The sequence below is a fragment of the Mycobacterium sp. genome (assembly GCF_052145595.1).
GTDB lineage: Bacteria > Actinomycetota > Actinomycetes > Mycobacteriales > Mycobacteriaceae > Mycobacterium.
Window position 1 is genome coordinate 41,480 of sequence record NZ_JBKQOI010000064.1, and the last position, 18,938, is coordinate 60,417.

Here is an 18,938-nt window from a genome sequence, read left to right on the forward strand (position 1 = left end):
TACCTGCTAGCTGCAATTACGCTAGTCACTGCCGTTAACGATTCGGGAAAGGAGCGCCGTCGAGGTGCAGCCGGAACAGGCGGGTGTGCGAGTCGTCCTCGCCGACGACGATGTGCTACTGCGGGAAGGGCTGGCCAGCCTGCTGACACGGTCGGGCTACCAGGTTGTGGGCCAGGCCGGCGACGCCACGGCCCTTCTTGAATTGGTCCGTGTCGAGAAACCTGAGCTGGTGATCGTTGACATCCGGATGCCGCCGACCGGCACCACCGAGGGGCTCGATGCCGCGATGGCCATCCGCCACGAGATGCCGGAGGTCGGAGTGGTCATCTTGTCGGCCCATGTCGCAGTCGAACACGCGGTGCGGCTCTTGGCCAGCGGCCGCGCCGTCGGCTACCTATTGAAGACCCGGGTCAGCGATGTCGGCGACTTCCTCGACACACTTGCCCGCATCGCCACTGGCGGTTGTGTGATAGACCCCGCTCTGGTTCAGGAATTGGTAGAGGCGCCCAAGCGCAACGATCCGCTCGCCGTGTTGAGCCCACGGGAAATGGAAGTGCTCGCCCTAATGGCAGAAGGGCGCTCGAACGCCGCTATTGGCCGTCGGTTGTGGGTGACCGAGGGCACCGTCGAAAAGCACGTTCGCAGCATCATGACCAAATTTGATCTGTACGACACCCCCGACGATCACCGACGCGTTCGTGCGGTCATCACCTTCCTCAAGGCTCGCTGACCGGTGATGCAAGCTAAGCCGCGGACGCTGGCTCGGTTGGGGTCGATGCTGCTGGGACGGACGCCGTTACCCGCGCCGCTGGGCCTCGCGGTGGCCGTCGGTTGCATTGGGGTGGAGACCGGCATCATGCTGCTGCTCAAGACGTTCGCGCCGGGCAACGCCTTCGGCGTGGTGTACCTCGTCGGCGTTCTGATCATCGCAACAGGCTGGGGCGCTGGGCTGGCGATCGCCACGGCGGTGCTCAGCGCCATCGCTTTCAACTGCTTCCGTAGCTGGCCAGACTTCGGCACGGCGCTGACCCAGCTCCAGGACTGGGCGGTTTTGTTCGTCTTCGTGGTGGTCGCGCTGGTGGCGCACCTCGTGGCCCGCGTAGCGCGAACGCGTGCCGCGGACGCGGAAGAGCGCAGGCAGGAAGCCGAGGCGAGCGGTGCGCAACTGGGCGTTCTGGCCGAGCAACAAGCCGCGCTGCGCCGGGTCGCGACACTGGTCGCGCGCGGAGTCCCCGCGTCCGAGGTCTTCCCGGCGGTGGCACAAGAACTGGCGACATGCCTTGGCGTTGCCAACGCGTCGATCTGGCGCTACGAACCTGATGGCACCGCAACGCTTGTCGCGGCCCGCGACGACCCCGTACAGACGGAGCGCATGCCCGTCGGGAGCCGGTGGCCCCTGGCGGGCGAAAACATCGCCGCCATGGTGGCCCGCTCCGGCCAACCCGTCCGAATGGATAGTCATGACAACGCAGTCGGTGACGCGGCTGCACTGATTCGCCGTCTCGGATTACGCGGCGGCGTGGGAGCGCCGATCGTCGTCGAAAGCCGCCTCTGGGGTGTCGCGGTTGTGGGGTCACCGGGCGAGCCACTGCCGCCCGACGCCGAGCAGCGGGTGGGTGAGTTCACCGAACTCGTCGCTACCGCCATCGCCAATGCCGAAGCCCACTCGGCACTCACCGCCTCCCGCGCACGCATCGTTACGGCCGCCGACGATGCCCGACGCCGCCTTGAGCGCGATCTGCACGACGGCGCACAACAGCGGCTGGTGTCGCTTGTAGTTCAACTGCGCTCGATCGAAGCCGGGGTACCCGCAGAACTTGTTTCGCTCAAAGAAGAAATCTCCGATACCGTGGCCGGCCTGATCGCGGCGTCGGGCGATCTCCAAGAGCTGGCGCGGGGAATTCATCCAGCGATCGAATCCCACGGTGGACTTGGTCCGGCGCTCGAGACGCTCGCCCGCCGCGGCGCCATTCCGGTCGTGCTTCACCTCGAACTGGAGGGGCGAATAAGCGAGTCAGCAGAAGTCGCGGCGTATTACGTTGTGGCCGAGGCCATGACGAATACCACCCGGCATGCGCACGCGACGGGGATGGAGATCGACGTCCGAGTCGACGGGTCGGAGCTGATGCTGTCGATTCGCGACGACGGCGTCGGTGGAGCCGACAGCAGCAATGGATCTGGGCTCATCGGCTTGATCGACCGAGTGGAAGCCCTCGGCGGGCACATGCAGATTGCCAGCCCGTCCGGCGGCGGCACCGCACTGTACGTCGCGATTCCCACCCGTGCGTGAGAGCGAAAACCACGCTCCCTCACTCCATTAAGGTCGCGGCCAGTGTGCCGCCCAGCTCGTAGGCCCGCTCACGCACACCGGCGTCGACGGCGCCGACGACCTCCAGCACGTCGGCGGCCTGGCTCAGCGACAGCCCGGTCGCCAGCTTGCCGACGGCGGCCGCGGCGCCGACGGTTTCGTTGTTGCCGTGCACCCACAGCCCGTAGGGGCGGCCCGAAACGTGGTCCAGGCTCGGGTAGTAGACGGTGTCGAAGAAGTGCTTGAGCGCCCCGGACATGTAGCCGAAGTTGGCCGTGGTGCCGAACAGGTAGCCGTCGGCGTCGAGCATGTCCGGGAGGGTCGCGGCCAGCGCCGGCCGGGAAACCACGTCGACACCGTCGATCTCGGGGTCGTTGGCTCCTGCGAGCACCGCCTCCAGCAGTTCACGGGTGGTCGGCGACGGGGTGTGGTGCACCACCAGCAGTGTCTTGCTCATTGGCGGCTTTGTAGTTCGAGGGCAGTCTTCATAGACTCTCGTGCCCGGCGACGATCTCCTGCGTAGTCGTAGGCCCGGGCCAGCCGGTACCAGCGCCGCCAGTCGTCGGGGTCGCGCTCCACCTCGGCGCGCACGGTCGCGAAAAGTGCGTCGGCCGCGTTTCGTTCGATGCGGCCCGACGGCCGCCGCGGCAGCGCGCTGGTGTCGAGTTCCATGCCTTCCGCCTCGATCAGCCGAGCAAGCTTCTGGTGGGCGAATCCGGCCCGCAGCGTCGCAATCATCACCCATAGCCCGATGACGGGCATGATCAGAACCGCCAGTCCCAGGCCCACCGCGGCGGCCCGGCCCGAGCCGATCAACGCAATGGCCGTGCGGCCCAGCAGCACGAGATATGCCACCATTGCCACGCACATGAAGGCGATCAGCAATTGGATTCGCACCGTGCGTGCGGTGTCGTTCATTGCAGGTCGAGCAGGGGCTCAAGGCCCACCGTGAGGCCAGGGCGTTCCTTGATGCGCCGCACCGCCAACAACACGCCAGGCACGAACGAGGTGCGGTCCAGGCTGTCGTGGCGGATGGTCAGCGTCTCCCCCGCGGTCCCGAACAGCACCTCCTGGTGGGCGACCAGTCCGGCGAGCCGCACCGAATGCACCGGTATTCCGTCGACATCGGCGCCACGGGCACCGGGCAGGCTCGTGGTGGTGGCGTCGGGGTTGGGCGGCAAGCCTTTTCGCGCCTCGGCGATCAGTTTGGCAGTGCGAGCCGCGGTGCCCGACGGGGCGTCGGCCTTGTGCGGGTGATGCAACTCGATCACTTCCGCCGAGTCGAAGAAGGGTGCCGCCTGCTTCGCGAAATGCATTGACAGCACTGCCCCGATAGCGAAGTTCGGCGCGATCAGCACACCCGTTCTCTTATCGCCCAGCCACGACTCCACCTGCTCGAGGCGCTCGGCGGTGAAGCCCGTGGTGCCGACCACGGCGTGGATTCCGTTGGCGATGAGGAACTCTAGATTGCCCATCACCACGTCGGGATGGGTGAAGTCGATGACGGCCTCGGTGTTGCCCTCCGCCAGCAGGCTCAGCGGATCACCGGCGTCCACCTCCGCGGACAGGGTCAGATCGTCGGCGGCGCGCACGGCCGTCACCATCGTCGACCCCACTTTGCCCTTGGCTCCCAACACGCCCACCCGCATGGATTAACCCTAGACCGCGGCGTTGTGGGTCCTCGAACTTCGTGTCACAACACGTCTTGCTGACCCGATCGATGCGAGCTTGTTGCGGATGCTGGCGCGCCTCGGACATATGCGATTGATGACAGTCCGTTCCGACGAATTTCGAAGCTATTTCACAGCTGTACGGGCTACGGTAACCATGTTATTGGCACCGATCATGCGAATGAGGTCGGCAGCCTATTCAATAGTGCGCTTTGTCAGGGAATTCTCCAAGAATTGAGTTTTCCATTTCAGTCGAGCCAAAGGAGATAGAGTTATGGCGGCACGAAGGCGCTATTGCCGAATTATGCGCTTAGTGTTGCTAAGTGGCCCGCTTCTGGTCGCCGGGGCCGCCGGGGCCGGCCCGGCCCAGGCTGACACCGCCTCCTATCTCACTGACCTGCACAACGCCGGGATCCACGACGTCGACGGCGGAGACCCCGCGCTGTTGCAGGTCGGCCAGAAACTATGCACCCAAGTCTCGTACGGCGTCTCTCCCACGGAGCTGCAGACCCTGGCGCTGCAACGCTCCGACGCCAGGCTGGGCGCCGGCGGGCTGACCCCCGACCAGGCAAACGAACTCGTCAACTACGCCCTAGCCGATCTATGTCCCAACTACTAATCGGTGTTAGAGGAACAACCCCTGCGGCCGAATTCGGCCACTCGACTTCGTTTATGTGTGCGTCAGGATGAGGATGGGGATGGGGATGGGGATGGGGATGCGGATGAGGATGCGGGTGTCTCTTTGATTTGTGTCCGGTCGGTTTGTGTGTATCCCGCCGGATGGCCGCAGGCCGGCACGATGTAGGTTTGTTGAGCTGCGCCTGCAAGGGTATTTGAATCCCACGTCATGTGGGAGGTCGTGGCGTACTGAACGTAACTACCGTCCGCGCAATTGACGTTGTTGGACGTGTCTAGTACCCATTGATCATCGACCAACCGCGCTTGGCTACCCCCCGCCCCAGCCTTTATGAAGACGCACCCGTCACCGCAGGAATTGACGGTCCAACTGGTGGTAAAGGTTGCACCAGCCAGCAGGCGTTGTCGAGGTCAAGGTGTAACTGCCGTTCATCGTCGGTGTGTCAGCCCACGCTGTGCCAGCTGCACCGACAGCCAAACCGGCGAACATAGCGGTTGCGGCTAAGCCCCGTGCGATAGCCATGCTCTTGTTCCTTCCATAGAGCTAGTCAGTGCGTCGGGCACTGTTGATGGTGTACCACACGTTCAGGTTTGTCGCGATTTGGCAAACGCCCACCATTACCTCGCGGCATTCGACGAGCGCTCAATGCGCCCGCTGTAACTCGGCCGGCGCCTACTTCTTGAAACGCCCGGCGAACCCGCGCAGCGGCAGGTCGGCGCTGGTGATGAGTCCCGGCCGCGCCGCAACCACCGACTTGATCGCATTGAGCGCGGGCATGCCGGTCACGGTCATGCCGATGGAGGCGAAGTTATCCGGATTGGACAGGTCCACGCCGGGCGTGGGGAAGATCATGTGCTTGTTGTATACGCACGGATCGCCCTTGATCTGGGTGATGTAGCAGCCCTTGATGTTCCAACTCGGATCGGTGTGCGGGGTCATCTGCCACTCCAGATGCGTCTCGACCCGCGGAACCCCGTCGACCAGGCCCTGATATTTGATGTAGTTGCCACCGAGCGACCCCTTGGGCAGCGTGTACCAACCCAGGTCCACGTCCTTGGTGCAGGCGCCCAGCTCGTAGCTGAACTTGACCTCGTCGAGAGGCAGATCGAAGCAGTCAGCCATCATCAGCACGCTGTCGGCGAAAACGCGAGTGTACTTCTCGAGCTTCGATGGGATCTGCGGATCGTCGACCGGCTGGCCGTAGCCCACCTCGATCCAGGTGTCCTTGGAGTGGTGGCATGACACGTCGACGGACTCGATGGTGGTGATGTTCTCGATCTCCGCGACGTCGGCCGAGCACACCACACCGAGGATCTGGTTCAGGCCTGGGTTCATCCCGGTGCCGTAGAAAGTCGCGCCACCCTTTTCGCAGGCCTCGGCCAGGAGCCGGGTCACCGGCCTGCCCGACGGGTGCGGGTGGTTCTTGTCACGGTGCCACCCGGTGATCCAGTCGGCGGTGGTGACGATATTGATGCCCGCCTCAAGCACTTTGACGTAGAGGTCCTCGTCGGGGAACACGCCGTGAAAGGTCAGGACGTCCGGCCTGGCGGCGATGATCTCCTCGACGCTGCCGGTGGCCTTCACCCCGTTGGGCGCCAGGCCGGCGAGCTCGCCCGCGTCCCTGCCGACCTTTTCCGGCGAGTAGCAGTGCACGCCGACCAGCTCCAGATCGGGCTGCGTGGCGATGCGCTTGATCATCTCCTTGCCCACGTTCCCGGTAGCGACCTGGAAGACGCGGATCGGTCGAGCGGGTGCATTCATTCGGTTCAGCCTTTCTGCGATGCCGCGTGCACGTCGGCGGCGCTGCCGCCGATGCCGTCCGGATAGAACTGCTTGGCCCACTTGCGGATTGCGGTGAAGCCCTCATACTCGGCGGCGGCCAGCGCGGGCGGGTCCGAGTAGCGCTGATGCCGCCAGATTTCAATGTCCTGCTCGAACTGCCGGATCACTTCTCGCCCGAATTCCTGCGCCTTGAGCTCGGCGCGGGCCGGATCCTTGCCCGGCGCACGGCCGATATAGACCATGAACCGCACATCGGAGGTGGACTCGTCGACCGGGGTGATCGCCGAGATGGTGCGGTTGTCGACCATGCCCCAGCTCTTGGTCACCGCGATTCCCAGACCGCCGTTGATGGCCTGCACGCCGCTGTTGACGTCCTCGATCCGCTGGCCGTCGTCCCCTTCGAACGTGATCGTGAAGTCGACGAAGGACACCGCGTCGCCGAAGTCATGGCGGGTGAAGACCGGCACGATCGGGGTGTTGTGCACGAACTTGAAATGCGCGAAGTCCACCCCGTTTTCGAGCACGTACTGCGGGTGCAGTTCCAGGGTCTCCCGGTACAACCTCTGCTGCGGGTAATAGTCATCCGCGCCGCTGCCGTCCTCGAATGCGCCGAACACGTCCGGCGCGTCGAAGTACGGCTCGCGACGCTGCACGTCGTGCCAGATGTAGACCGACTCGTTGCGCTCCACCACGGGATAGGTGCGGATCCGCCTGCCGCGGTTGGGCCGATCCTGATAGGGGATGCGGACGTTGCGGCCCTGCTGGCTCCACTGCCACCCGTGGAACGGGCACTGCAGCACCTCGCCGACGACTTTGCCGCCGTAACCCAGGTGAGCGCCGAGGTGTTCGCAGTAGGCGTTCATCACGGTGAGCTCGCCGGACTCCGACCGCCAGGCGACCATCTCCTGATCGAAATACTTCATCGTGTGGACATCGCCGACGCCGATCTCGTCGGACCAGGCGACCTGGAACCATCCGGTCGGTTTCATCGACAACGGCGGCCTAACCATCGAGCTCTGCCATCCGAGCTGTCCTCCTCGCGTAGGAATGATAGGCCGCGCCGAGACAGAATCACAGTACCTTCTATGAAAAAGCACGATCAACCCGATAGGCTCGGCGGATGACTCGGCAGGCTACCGGGGCACGCATCGCCGGCCGGCGCCCCAACCGGCGTGGCCACGCGACGCGCGAAAGCATGCTCGAAGCCGCGCTCAAGTCGCTGGCGTCCGGCGAGCCAGGCTCGGTGTCGGCCAATCGCATCGCCAAGGAGATCGGCGCCACCTGGGGCGCGGTGCAATACCAGTTCGACGACACCGACGGTTTTTGGGCAGCGGTTCTGCACCGCACCGCCGAGCGGCGCGCCGCGACATTCTCCACACTGGCGACGCCGATCCACCCGGACGCGCCGCTGCGTGAGCGCGTCGGCGCCATCATCGACACCCTCTACCACGGCTTGGCATCGGCGGATTCGCGTGCGATCGAAAACCTGCGGGCGGCGCTGCCCCGCGACCCGGGCGAGCTCGAACGCCTCTACCCGCGCACTGCCGCCGAGCTGTTCTCCTGGGGCAAGAGCTGGCTGGAGACCTGCCAGCACGCGTTCGCCGGCCTGGACGTCGACCCAGACCGGGTCCGCGAGGTGGCCGCCCTCATCCCCGGCGCCATGCGCGGCCTGGTGTCGGAGCGCCAGCTGGGCTCGTACGCCGACCTCGACATGGCAAGGCGGGGTCTGACCAGCGCGCTGGCCGCCTATCTGGAGCGGCGCCGGGCGGAATGACTGCCGTTCCTGCCCGCTCCCCGACGCCATTTCGGAGCGCCCGCGCCGGCACGTCTTAGCCTTAGACACGTGACGTCCAGTGACATCCGGATCCGTGAAGCCAAGCCGGCCGATTTCGCTGCCGTCGCGGAGATGCACTTTCCGGTTTGGCGACGGTCCTGGACCGGAATGGTCGCGGCGTATTTGCTCGACCTGCTCGGTCCGCCGACACGCTGGGCGGCGGTGGTTTACCCGCAAGCCCTGAGTCGCCGTGGGTGGAGCATGTGGATTGCCGAGTCGGGCGGCCGGATACTCGGCATGACGATCTTCGGGCCAGACGATGCAAACCCTGGCCAAGTACAAATCGACTCGCTGTACATAGTGGAGGAAAGCCAGCGGCATGGAATCGGTGGCCGCCTGCTCGATAAGGCTCTGCGCGCGAATCCTTCGGGTGACGTGATTCTGTGGTGTGCAGATAACAACCGCAAGGCTCGCCGCTTCTACGAGAACAAGAACTTCCAGGTTGACGGCCGTACCCTGGTGTGGGAGCCACTGCCCGGTGTGCGGGTCCCCCATGTGGGCTACACATTCAATCGATCAGCGCCCGACGGCTGAGCTCCGTCAGGCGTCGATGACGACCCGGTTGCCATTCGCCCGCGACACACAGACCAGCATTTCGTCATCTCCCACCGCCGTGCGGCCACGGTGATCGACCCGCCCGGCAAGCACTTTGACCTTGCATGTCCCACAGAAGCCTTGCTGGCACGAGTAGGGGGTCGTCGGATCCCGATCGCGCATGACGTCCAGCGCCGACCGATTCGCCGGGACACTGAGCACGCGGTGCGACCGCGCCAGCTCCAAGTCGAACGGAACCCCGTCGACGATCGGCGGCGGGCTGAACCGCTCGTAATGCAGTGGTGCGTCGGCGTGTTCGTCGCGGACCACGCGCACCGCTTCCAGCATGGCGGTCGGTCCGCACACGTAGACGGCGGTCGTCGGACCGCTGCCGGCCAGCAGGTCGTCGACGGTGGCCAACCGACCGTGCTCGTCGTCGGCCCAGACCGTCACCCGAGCCGGGTCCACCGACACCACCTCGTCCAGGAACGGCATGTATTCTCGGTTGCTACCGGCATAGATTGCGCGCCAATCGATTCCGCGCTGCGCAGCCACCTGGATCATCGGCAGAATGGGCGTCACGCCGATGCCCCCGATGACGAACAGCACGTCGCGTTCGGCCATGCCGAGATAGAACGCGTTACGCGGGCCTTCGAATACCAGGGTGTCCCCCACGTCGAAGGCGTCATGCATCTCGATGGAACCACCACCGCCGTCAGCGATCCGGCGGATGGCGATGCGATAGTCCGTGCGCCGCCCGGGCGGACCGCATAGCGAGTATTGCCGGCGTCGGCCCGAGGGCAGCGCAACGTCGATATGCCCGCCGGGCGTCCAGGACGGGAGCAATCGCCTTGCCGCGTCCGCCAACGTCAAGGCGACCACGTCGGGGGCGACGAGTTCGCGCTTGGTGACCACCGCAGATTGCGTCCGGCGCACCGGCTTTACCCGTGACGGCTGCCACCGCGAGGTCGAGGCCAATCCTTCGAACAACACGCGGACCCCCCACAACAGTGCGCCGAAGCGGTCGCGGTCGCGGCGACCGTACAGGTCAGCGGGCCTGCTGTTCCAGATGCTCTCCGGCACAGTGATTTTCCTAAACCTGCCGAATGTCGAAGCGCGCGAACAACCGCAGCATCGACGGACTGATGCGCCGCATCGCGTAGCCGATCGTGGACTCCGCGGCGATCGGCAGCACGGCCGGGCCCGTCTTGATGGCCTTGACGATCGCCTTGGCCGTGGCCTCCGGCGTGTAGTTGCGGCGCCGGTACGCCGCATCGGCCTTCTCCCGGGCCCGCTCCTGCTGCTCGGCGGTCATCCCGGCGTAGATGGTGCTTTTGGCGATGTTGGTGTTGACGAATCCGGGGCACACGGCCGTGACGGAGATACCCTCGTCGGCGAGGTCCGCCCACAGCGATTCGCTGAAGCCAAGGACCGCCGCCTTTGTGGTGCTATAGGCGACCATGGATTTCGACGGTATGTAGGCCGCCGCCGAGGCCACATTGATGATCGTTCCGCCCTCGCCACGGTCGACCATCTGCGCCCCGAACGCCCTGCTGCCGGAGATGACGCCACGGACATTGACGCCCATGATGTCTTCCCAGTTCGCCGAACTCGTCTCCAGGAAGCGGCCCGCCATCCCGATGCCGGCGTTGTTCACCAGGATGTCGACCACGCCGTGTTCGTTAAGAACCTGTGCGGCAAGGTGATTCATCGCGGATTCGTCGCTGACGTCGACTTGGTACACCGCGGCCTCGGCGCACGCGGCGCGAACGGCATCCGCACTTGCGTTGGCCGCGGCGAGGTCGCGATCGACGATCAGCACCTTGCGGGCGCCGTGACGGGCCAGTTCCATCGCGGTCGCCCTGCCGATGCCCGCGCCCGCCCCGGTGACCAACGCGAGCTTGCCTCGCACCTCGCGCGCTCCGGCGCGCACCTCGGCCGCGTCCGCACTGGCCGCGCCGCTGACGTTTTGATCGACCCACTCGCCGGTCAGCCGGGCGATGACGTCGGGACGCGATGTCACCACCCAGTGCCCGCCCTCGATCGGAACCACCCTGCCGCCGGGCGGGATTGCGCCGGTGAATCGTTGCAGCGCGGGCGTCACGAAGATGTCCCGGCGCGGCACCAGAACCTGGACCGCGACGGTGGTTTTCGGCAGCCGCGGCCCCGGCGACACCATGGGCGCGGGCATGTTCTCCCGATACAGCTTGAGCCCGTTGACATAGTCGGCGATCGACCGCGGCGTCGCGTGGCGTCGGCTGCGAGTGCTCGACCGACCGATGCGTTCAAAAGCTTCAACGACTTTCACGCCGAGCCCGGAGCGAAACATCAGTTCCGGCACACCCGGGCACAGAAAGAAGCCGATATATGCCGAAGCCAGCAGCTGCCTGGCGACCTGAGCCACCGCGCGGGGAGTGCGCGCCGAGCGCAGGAAGCTCCCCGCGTACTGCAGGTGCGGGCCCGAGATCGAGGTGAAGGACGCGACTTTGCCCATCACCGAATCGTCGGTGACGGCCGCCCAGGCTTGAATGGAGCCCCAGTCGTGGGCCAGCAAGTGAACCCGCTCGACACCCAGGCTGTCGATCACCGCGCCGATATCGGACACCAGCTGCGCAAACGCATATCCGGATCGTTTTGGCGGACAGGATGATTCGCCGGCTCCGCGTACGTCGTAGGCCACGAAGTTGTACCGGTCCGGGTGGCGCTCGCAGAGTTCCTCGGCCACACCGTCCCAGACGTGATGGTTGTCCGGCCACCCGTGAATGGCCAGGATGGTCGGGTGCGCCGCATCGATTTCGGTGTAGGGGTGTACGGCCAGGGCGACGCCGTCGGACGCGGCGATTCGGGATGTGACGGTCATAGGTCAGTGCGACGCGCGCGCGGCGGGTGAGACGGCCAGGTAGTCGACCGCCAGACCCAGCCCGCCCAGTTGTGACGGGTGGAAACCCGGGCGGTAGTAGTCCGCCACGCCCAGCACGAATCGCAACGGCCCGGGCATCAGGCCGCGGCGCGCCGCTCTGAAGTGGTCGCGCCAGCGTGGCTTGGTGCCCGCCGGCAGGCCTGGGTCCACCGAGTACAGGTATCGCACTCCGCGGATCCACAACAGCAGCATCGCGGGCGACACGACCAGCTGCGCGCGCACCCGTCGCCAGTACCCGGCCTGCAGATGCTTCATGGTGTCGAAGGCGACGGCCTTGTGCTCGACCTCCTCCGCGCCGTGCCATCGCAGCATGTCCAGCATCACCGGATCGGTTCCGATGGCGTCGTGCGCCGGTGAGTTCAGAATCCACTCGCCCAGAATGGCGGTGTAGTGCTCGATCGCCGACACCAACGAAACCTGCTCCAGCAGCCAACCGTGCTGTCGTCGCAGGCTCCACCCGGACCTGGGCCCCAGCAGCTTCTCGAACAGCCACTTGATCTGGTCGGTGTATGGCGTCACGTCGATGCCCTCAGCGGCGAAGTAGGAGAGCACTTTCGAGTGCGCCTGAGAATGCACGGCCTCCTGGCCGATGAATCCCTGGACGTCCAGCCGCAGCTGGTCGTCTTTGATCAACGGCAACGTCTTCTTGAACACCTCGACGAAAAACTCTTCGCCCGCGGGCAGCAGCAGGTGCAGCACGTTCAGCATGTGGGTGGTAAACGGCTCGTTGGGCACGTAGTGGAATGCCAACTTTGCCCAGTCGAACTCGACGTCGCGCGCCTGGAGGACCAGACGCTCGTGGTCTAAACATGCGTCGTGCGGACCCGCGGCCTGGTCGTCAACGGTGCACATCGTGGCCCCCTACCTCGGCGTTTACACCGATTCGTCAGATGTCGCCTCGGTGCACGTCACGCGTCGCAAGTATAGTGACGCGGCCCAGATATGCGAAACCGCCGGTATCGGGTTTTACCCGGAGTTGCCCTCAGTGGGCCACGACGTGCCGACGCATGTCGTACTGTTCCGGATCTACGTTTGCCAGCATGGAGCGGTGTTTGGCCGGCGTGAAGGGCCAAACCTCGGGCACACCGTCCTTGTTCAGATACCAGCTGTCACAGCCGGTCGTCCACACGGTGTCCGGCATCGCGGCACGCAGCTTCGCGTTGTAACTCTCGGTCGCCTCCCACGTCGGCTCCACCGTGTCGAATTCGCGACGGCGCCAACGCTGGATCCACCGCAATATGTGATCGGCCTGCGACTCGGCCACCGCGGTGAGCGCGAGGTTCCCCACCGGGCTGTGCGGCCCCAGCATCATGAAGAAGTTGGGGAAACCGGGCATCGCGACGGTTTGGTACGCCCGCGGCCCGTCGCGCCACACGTCGTCGGCGGCGATCCCGTCCCGGCCGGTCAGCTGCATCGGCCTGAAGAACGCGTGGGTGTCGAACCCGGTGCACAGCACGATGATGTCCACCTCGTGCAAGATGCCGTCATCGGTGACGATGCCCCGCCGCTCGACGTGGTCGATGCCCGCGGTCACCAGCTCGACATCGTCGCGCTGGATCACCCGATAGAACCCACCCGATATCACCAGCCGCTTACACATGGGCTGGTAATCCGGGGTCAGTGCCGCGCGCAACTCGGGGTCGCGCACTTGACGCAGGCTGGCGCGGCATAGGCCCGCCATCCATTTTCGCCGCAGACCCGGCTTGGTCAATGCGACCGCGAAGGTGTCGAAGACACGGCTGTATGCCCGGTAGGCGAGCCGATCAAGCCACGGAATCGCCCGGTGGATGCTGCCGGCGAATCTGGAGTACCGCTGGTTGGGCAGCGAGACTATCCACTGCGCGGTGCGCTGGAACATCGAGACCCGACCCGCGACGCCGGCCAGCCCGCAGACGAGCTGCACTCCGGTGGATCCGTTGCCGATCACCGCGATACGCCGCCCCTGAAGCTCGACGGAATGATCCCAGCGCGCCGAGTGAAAGACGGGACCACCGAAGTCGTCCAAACCCGCGATCGAGGGCATCCGGGGATGATGCAGCACGCCGGTGGCCGAGATCAGGAAATCCACTGTAGATTCCGCCCCGGCCTCCGTGCGCAGCACCCAGCGGCCGCTCTCGAATCGGGCGCTGACGATTTCGGTGCCGAACCGGATCCGGTCCCGCAGCGCGAATCGGTCGGCGATGCCCTGAAAGTACGCCTCGATCTCGCCGCCGGGAGAGAACACGTGGGTCCAGTTCGGGTTATTGGCGAAGGTGTACTGGTAGACCCGTGAGGGCACGTCGCAGGTCAGACCGGGGTAGGTGTTGTCACGCCAGGTGCCGCCCACCTCGTCGGCCTTCTCGTAGATGGTGACATCGGTAATGCCGTTGCGCAGCAAAGCGATTGCGATACACAACCCAGACATGCCGGCGCCGACGACGGCTACGGCGGGATCGCGTCTCGTCATCGCAGCCCCGCCGTTCTCTCGTTACCCGTTCTCGGCGCGTTGCTTGAGGCGGCGCAGGGTGAGTTCGATGTGCTCGCTGTTGGCGGCCGCTCGATCGGGGACGCCGGTGGCCTTGCCGGCGAGTTTGCGGAACCAGCCCGGCCTGCGGTCCCAGGTGCTCTCGGTGACTTGGCAGCCGCCGTCGGCGGCGACTATGTCGTACTGCCAGCGCGCGATCGGAATGACTGTGTGCCGCACATCGAACGCGAAGACGCGCCCCGGTTCGGCGTCGGTAACCGTGCACTTCGTGGTCCAGCGCCGGCCGCTGTTTTCGTTGTGGCCGACGAACACCGCTCCTGGACGGACCGCGCCACCTTTGCGCCACTCCATCGCGATCGCCTCCTCGGCCAGTGCAGCCAGTGTCGGCAGGTCGGTGATGAGCCCGTACACCATGTCGGGACGTGCGTCGATGTGCACCGTGGCCGTCACACAGGGGTCGGTCATCCGCCGATAATACGGCCGCGACGTGGAGGATGAAATCTGTCCGAACTTTGTTCACACTTGAGGCATGCGCGTCGGTATTCCAACCGAGACCAAGAACAACGAATTCAGAGTGGCCATCACCCCGGCCGGTGTCGCCGAGCTGACCCACCGCGGCCACGAGGTAGTCGTCCAGGCCGGCGCCGGGGAAGGGTCGGCAATCGCCGACGAGGAATTCAAGGCGGCGGGCGCCCAACTGGCCGGCACCGCCGAACAGGTGTGGGCCGAGGCCGACCTGTTGCTCAAGGTCAAAGAACCGATACCGGCCGAGTATGGCCTGCTGCGACACCGCCAGGTCCTGTTCACGTATCTGCACCTGGCCGCTTCGCGTGCTTGCACCGAAGCGCTATTGGCCTCCGGCACAACGTCAATCGCCTACGAGACCGTCCAGACCGCCGATGGCACACTGCCGTTGCTGGCCCCGATGAGCGAGGTCGCCGGCCGGCTCTCCGCCCAGGTCGGCGCCTATCACCTGATGCGGACCCATGGCGGGCGCGGCGCGCTGATGGGCGGGGTACCAGGCGTCAAGGCCGCCGATGTCGTGGTGATCGGCGCCGGCACTGCCGGCTACAACGCCGCCCGGGTCGCCAGCGGTATGGGGGCGAGCGTCATGGTTTTCGACCTCAACATCAACAAGCTCCGGCTGCTCGACGCGGAGTTCGGTGGCCATATCAGCACCCGCTATTCGTCGGCGTACGAGCTCGGGGGTGCCGTCAAACGTGCCGACCTGGTGATCGGAGCCGTCCTGGTGCCCGGCGCCAAGGCTCCCAAGCTGATCCCCAATTCGCTTGTTGGACAGATGAAAACCGGTGCGGTTCTGGTGGACATCTCCATCGATCAGGGCGGCTGCTTCGAGGATTCCCGGCCTACCACCCACGACCGCCCGACGTTCGCGGTGCACGACACGCTGTTCTACTGCGTGGCGAACATGCCCAGCGCGGTTCCCAAGACGTCGACGGCGGCCCTGACCAACGCGACGATGCCGTATGTGCTCAAGCTCGCCGACCACGGCTGGCAGGCGGAATGCCGGTCTGATCCCGCTCTGGCCAAAGGGCTTTCGACACACGACGGGATGCTGCTGTCCGAACGGGTGGCCGCCGACCTGAGTTTGCCGTTCACCGATCCGGCAGTTGTATTGGCCTGACGCTCAACTCTGTCCGGTCAGCCATCCCAGCACCGTACCTGTCACCTCGGCGATCAGCGGCCGCAGCGGGTCGGCGTCTTGGTTCGGCGACTGCGAGCGCGTCATCAGCGACAGCAGGATCCCCTGGGTGCTGGGTCCGCTCGGGCCGTAGGCAATGCCGATGTCGTTGGTGCTGCCATAGTCCCCGGTGCCGGTCTTGTCCGCGATAGTCCACCCCGGCGGCAGACCCGCCCGCATGGTTGAGGTCACATTGCCGCGCATCCAGTCCTCCAGCTGACGGCGCTGTGATTCGCCCAGAACCGTTCCGGTGAGCAGATTTTGGATCCCACCGCCCAGGGCCCGCGGCGTGCTGGTGTCGCGCGGGTCGCCGGGTATGGCGGTGTTCAGGTCGGTCTCCCAGCGGTCCAACCTGGTGCGGTCGTCGCCGATGGAGCGAGCGAATTCGGTGATGGCCGAAGGCCCGCCGATTGCCCGCAACAGCAGGTTGGCGGCGGCGTTGTCACTGTGCTGCAGCGCGGCCGCGCACAGTTGCGCCAGGGGCATGGTTTTGCCGGCCTGGGGCGCCGTCACCGGGGAATTGGGAAGCAGCACCGCGGGATCCCTCGGGTTAATGTAAACGGCTTGCTGCAAATCCAATTCGCCACGCTGGGCCTTCTGTAACACCCGCGCGGCGGCGTAGGCCTTGAAGGTCGAGCACATCGCGAACGGATCATCGTCACGATGCGCCAAGGTGCGACCGCTTGCGATATCCGTGGCGAAAAGCCCCACGTAGGCGTTGTACTGGCGCTCCAGCTCGTCGAGTCGGGCATAGACGCCTGAGGTGTCCGGACTGGGCAGGGCGGCTGCGCGTCCGCAGGCGGCGAGCGCCACTGGTGCCATCGCCGTCACAGCGACCGACAGCATTCGCCGACGCGACAGCGCTGGCACGAGGCGCTAACCGACCAGGCTTGCCAGGATGTCGGCGACCGGCTCGGGGCGGGCCTTCTGGAACGACGTCCCCGCCCAGAGGGCCATCCCGTTGGGGTCTTGCCAGTCGGCCGCCGCCTCCCGTATCGGCAATGTCATCTGGTGGACTTCCGGATAGCCCAGGGGCGCAACGTCATCGAGAAGACGAGTGAAAGTGTTCTCCAGACCGCGCGCATACCGTCCCGAGAAAGCACGCGAGACGATGGTCTTGCCGTGGAGAGGATTATTCATGGCGGTGCGATAGGCGGGATGGGTGTTGGCTTCATCGCTGAGCAGCAGCGCGGTGCCGACTTGGGCGGCCACCGCTCCCCTGTCCAGGACACCCACGACGTCCTCAGCGGTGCCCAGCCCACCCGCCGCGATGAGTGGAACATCGTGCGCGTTGCGGATTCGGGAAAGCAGTTCGTGCAGCGACTCGGTGCCGGGTTCCATGTCGGGCGCGAAAGTGCCGCGGTGCCCGCCGGCGTTCGGGCCCTGGACCACCAGGCTGTCCGCGCCCGCGGCAACGGCCACCCCGGCCTCGTAGGCCGACGTCACCGTCACCATCACCAACAGTCCTAGCGCCCCCAACCGCCGGATGACATCCGGCGATGGCACGCCGAAGGTGAAAGAGACCAGCTCCGGGCGTAAGTCGGCCACCACCTCGAGCTTGCGCTCCCAATCGTCGTCATCTCCGAACTCGGGCCGGCCGACCTCCACCTGGTAGTGCTCGGCGATCCCTTCGAGTTCGTCCGCGTAATAGTCCAGTGCAATCCAGTCAGCGACACTGGGCTGGGGCACAAACAGGTTGACACCCAGCGGGCCGGTGGTCATGGTGCGTGCCGCTGCGACGTCGTCGGCGAACCGCTCCGCGCTGAGGTATCCGGCGGGGATGAAACCGAGCCCACCCGCGTTGGACACCGCCGCGGCCAACGCCGGGGTGCCGGGGCCGCCGGCCATCGGCGCACCCACGATGGGCACCATGATGTCCCAAAAGCCCAGTACCATCCGGTCGACCAGCACCATCGGGCTAATTTACCATCGCCCGAAGTTGTTGGGGCAGCGATCGTTTCGAGGAATACGGACCCAGAACTGCGGCGCCGTAGCGCCTGCTCAGCAGCCGGTGGGCCACCGCGTTGACCTCCTCGACGGTCACCTGGTCGATCTGTTGCAAGGTGTGCTCGATGCTGCGGTGTCTGCCGTAGTTCAATTCGCTGCGGCCGATGCGGCTCATCCGGGAGCTGGAGTCCTCCAGGCCGAGGACCAGCCCGCCGCGCAACGAGCCCTTGGCGATGCGGCATTCCACGTCGGTGATGCCGTCGCGTGCTACCGCTTCGAGTACGTCGCTGGTCACCCGCATGACGTCGGCGAAACGCTCCGGCTGGCACGCGGCATACACCGACAGCGCGCCGCTGTCGGCGAAGATGTCCAGCGCCGAGTAGACCGAATAGGCCAGTCCGCGCAACTCGCGAACCTCCTGGAACAGCCTGGAACTCAGGCCGCCACCCAGCGCGGTGTGCAGCACGGATAGCGCCCAACGATGCTCCCAGCCACGGCCCGGGGTACGTGTTCCCAGCAACACGTGCGACTGCTCGGCATCGCGGTTCACCAGCGTCAATGCGGGGCGGCCGGGCACCCGTCCGGCGCCCTTGCGCGGGGCGATGGGTTGCCGTCCGCGGACCAGGTGCACACCGAAGTGCTCGCGCACCAGCGCGACGACCTCGTCGTGGTCGACGTTGCCGGCGACCGCGACCACCATCCGTTCGGGCGTGTAGCGCCGCACGTGGAACGAGTGCAGTTGGGCCCGCGTCATCGCCGACACGGACTGCCCGGTGCCGATGACCGGGCGGCCCACCGGGTGGTCGCCGAACAGCGCCGCCAAGAACAAGTCACCCAGCGCGTCCTCGGGGTCGTCGTCGCGCATGGCGATCTCCTCGAGGACGACGTCGCGTTCGAGTTCCACGTCATCGGCGGCGCAGCGACCCTTGAGCACGACGTCGGCAACCAAATCGACGGCCAACTCCAGATCGCTGTCAAGCACGTGCGCGTAGTAGCAGGTGTGCTCTCTGGCGGTGAACGCGTTCAGCTCTCCGCCGACGGCGTCCATCGCCTGCGCGATGTCCACGGCCGTGCGGGTCGGGGTCGACTTGAACAGCAGATGCTCCAGGAAATGCGCGGCGCCGGCCACGGTGGCACCCT

The 18,938-nt window shown here is 65.8% G+C and carries 19 protein-coding genes; 6 read left to right on the forward strand and 13 right to left on the reverse strand.

The window, feature by feature from the left end:
• Positions 1 to 64 precede the first annotated feature (64 nt).
• Entirely contained in the window at positions 65 to 730 is a 666-nt protein-coding gene (locus ACLP4W_RS04465) for a response regulator (RefSeq protein ID WP_442384509.1), read from the forward strand.
• A 6-nt stretch (positions 731 to 736) separates the two neighbouring features.
• Positions 737 to 2,290 (forward strand): GAF domain-containing protein, encoded by a 1,554-nt coding sequence (locus tag ACLP4W_RS04470; RefSeq protein ID WP_442384511.1) that lies wholly within the window; start codon positions 737 to 739, stop codon positions 2,288 to 2,290.
• Between the two features lie 19 nt (positions 2,291 to 2,309).
• On the opposite strand, the gene ACLP4W_RS04475 is transcribed toward ACLP4W_RS04470, so the two are convergent.
• From ACLP4W_RS04475 to dapB, 3 genes are read right to left on the reverse strand one after another with little or no spacing between them, the layout of a single operon-like run.
• Entirely contained in the window at positions 2,310 to 2,765 is a 456-nt protein-coding gene (locus ACLP4W_RS04475) for a flavodoxin family protein (RefSeq protein ID WP_442384513.1), read from the reverse strand.
• Positions 2,762 to 3,226, reverse strand: a complete 465-nt coding sequence (locus ACLP4W_RS04480) for a hypothetical protein (RefSeq protein WP_442384515.1) — start codon at positions 3,224 to 3,226, stop codon at positions 2,762 to 2,764. The genes ACLP4W_RS04475 and ACLP4W_RS04480 overlap by 4 nt, the downstream gene beginning before the upstream one ends.
• A complete protein-coding gene (dapB, locus tag ACLP4W_RS04485) occupies positions 3,223 to 3,957 on the reverse strand; it encodes a 4-hydroxy-tetrahydrodipicolinate reductase (RefSeq protein ID WP_442384517.1) in 735 nt (244 codons plus the stop codon). Before dapB ends, ACLP4W_RS04480 begins: the two co-directional genes overlap by 4 nt.
• Positions 3,958 to 4,252: 295 nt before the next feature.
• On the opposite strand from dapB, the gene ACLP4W_RS04490 reads away from it, so the two are divergent.
• Positions 4,253 to 4,597 (forward strand): DUF732 domain-containing protein, encoded by a 345-nt coding sequence (locus ACLP4W_RS04490; RefSeq protein WP_442384519.1) that lies wholly within the window; start codon positions 4,253 to 4,255, stop codon positions 4,595 to 4,597.
• Between the two features lie 690 nt (positions 4,598 to 5,287).
• On the opposite strand, the gene ACLP4W_RS04495 is transcribed toward ACLP4W_RS04490, so the two are convergent.
• Entirely contained in the window at positions 5,288 to 6,376 is a 1,089-nt protein-coding gene (locus ACLP4W_RS04495; protein WP_442384521.1) for an NAD(P)H-dependent amine dehydrogenase family protein, read from the reverse strand.
• Positions 6,377 to 6,381: 5 nt separating this feature from the next.
• On the reverse strand, positions 6,382 to 7,407 hold the full coding sequence (locus ACLP4W_RS04500; RefSeq protein WP_442384523.1) for a Rieske 2Fe-2S domain-containing protein: 1,026 nt from the start codon (positions 7,405 to 7,407) through the stop codon (positions 6,382 to 6,384).
• A 185-nt stretch (positions 7,408 to 7,592) separates the two neighbouring features.
• Between ACLP4W_RS04500 and ACLP4W_RS04505 the strand changes: the two genes are divergently transcribed.
• The gene (locus ACLP4W_RS04505; RefSeq protein WP_442384547.1) at positions 7,593 to 8,171 is read left to right on the forward strand and encodes a TetR/AcrR family transcriptional regulator; all 579 of its coding nucleotides are present in this window, start codon (positions 7,593 to 7,595) and stop codon (positions 8,169 to 8,171) included.
• 69 nt (positions 8,172 to 8,240) lie between these two features.
• The gene (locus tag ACLP4W_RS04510) at positions 8,241 to 8,765 is read left to right on the forward strand and encodes a GNAT family N-acetyltransferase (protein ID WP_442384525.1); all 525 of its coding nucleotides are present in this window, start codon (positions 8,241 to 8,243) and stop codon (positions 8,763 to 8,765) included.
• A gap of 6 nt (positions 8,766 to 8,771) precedes the next feature.
• Here the strand turns inward: ACLP4W_RS04510 and ACLP4W_RS04515 are convergent, their stop codons facing one another.
• The 5 genes from ACLP4W_RS04515 to ACLP4W_RS04535 all read right to left on the reverse strand — a co-directional run bounded on the left by ACLP4W_RS04515 (position 8,772) and on the right by ACLP4W_RS04535 (position 14,614).
• Positions 8,772 to 9,848 carry a PDR/VanB family oxidoreductase gene (locus ACLP4W_RS04515; protein ID WP_442384527.1) on the reverse strand — a complete coding sequence of 359 codons (1,077 nt, stop codon included), beginning with the start codon at positions 9,846 to 9,848 and terminating at the stop codon, positions 8,772 to 8,774.
• A 10-nt stretch (positions 9,849 to 9,858) separates the two neighbouring features.
• Positions 9,859 to 11,625, reverse strand: coding sequence for an SDR family oxidoreductase (locus ACLP4W_RS04520; RefSeq protein ID WP_442384529.1), 1,767 nt, complete (start codon positions 11,623 to 11,625; stop codon positions 9,859 to 9,861).
• 3 nt (positions 11,626 to 11,628) lie between these two features.
• Positions 11,629 to 12,537, reverse strand: a complete 909-nt coding sequence (locus tag ACLP4W_RS04525) for a metal-dependent hydrolase (RefSeq protein ID WP_442384531.1) — start codon at positions 12,535 to 12,537, stop codon at positions 11,629 to 11,631.
• A gap of 130 nt (positions 12,538 to 12,667) precedes the next feature.
• The gene (locus tag ACLP4W_RS04530; RefSeq protein ID WP_442384533.1) at positions 12,668 to 14,131 is read right to left on the reverse strand and encodes a flavin-containing monooxygenase; all 1,464 of its coding nucleotides are present in this window, start codon (positions 14,129 to 14,131) and stop codon (positions 12,668 to 12,670) included.
• A gap of 21 nt (positions 14,132 to 14,152) precedes the next feature.
• Entirely contained in the window at positions 14,153 to 14,614 is a 462-nt protein-coding gene (locus tag ACLP4W_RS04535) for an SRPBCC family protein (RefSeq protein ID WP_442384535.1), read from the reverse strand.
• A 64-nt stretch (positions 14,615 to 14,678) separates the two neighbouring features.
• Between ACLP4W_RS04535 and ald the strand changes: the two genes are divergently transcribed.
• Positions 14,679 to 15,794, forward strand: coding sequence for an alanine dehydrogenase (ald, locus tag ACLP4W_RS04540; RefSeq protein WP_442384537.1), 1,116 nt, complete (start codon positions 14,679 to 14,681; stop codon positions 15,792 to 15,794).
• Positions 15,795 to 15,797: 3 nt separating this feature from the next.
• Here the strand turns inward: ald and bla are convergent, their stop codons facing one another.
• The 3 genes from bla to ACLP4W_RS04555 all read right to left on the reverse strand — a co-directional run.
• A complete protein-coding gene (gene bla / locus ACLP4W_RS04545) occupies positions 15,798 to 16,721 on the reverse strand; it encodes a class A beta-lactamase (RefSeq protein ID WP_442384539.1) in 924 nt (307 codons plus the stop codon).
• Between the two features lie 6 nt (positions 16,722 to 16,727).
• On the reverse strand, positions 16,728 to 17,747 hold the full coding sequence (locus tag ACLP4W_RS04550; RefSeq protein ID WP_442384549.1) for a nitronate monooxygenase: 1,020 nt from the start codon (positions 17,745 to 17,747) through the stop codon (positions 16,728 to 16,730).
• 22 nt (positions 17,748 to 17,769) lie between these two features.
• On the reverse strand, positions 17,770 to 18,938 hold a 1,169-nt coding region (locus ACLP4W_RS04555), incomplete at its 5' end, for a M16 family metallopeptidase (RefSeq protein WP_442384541.1).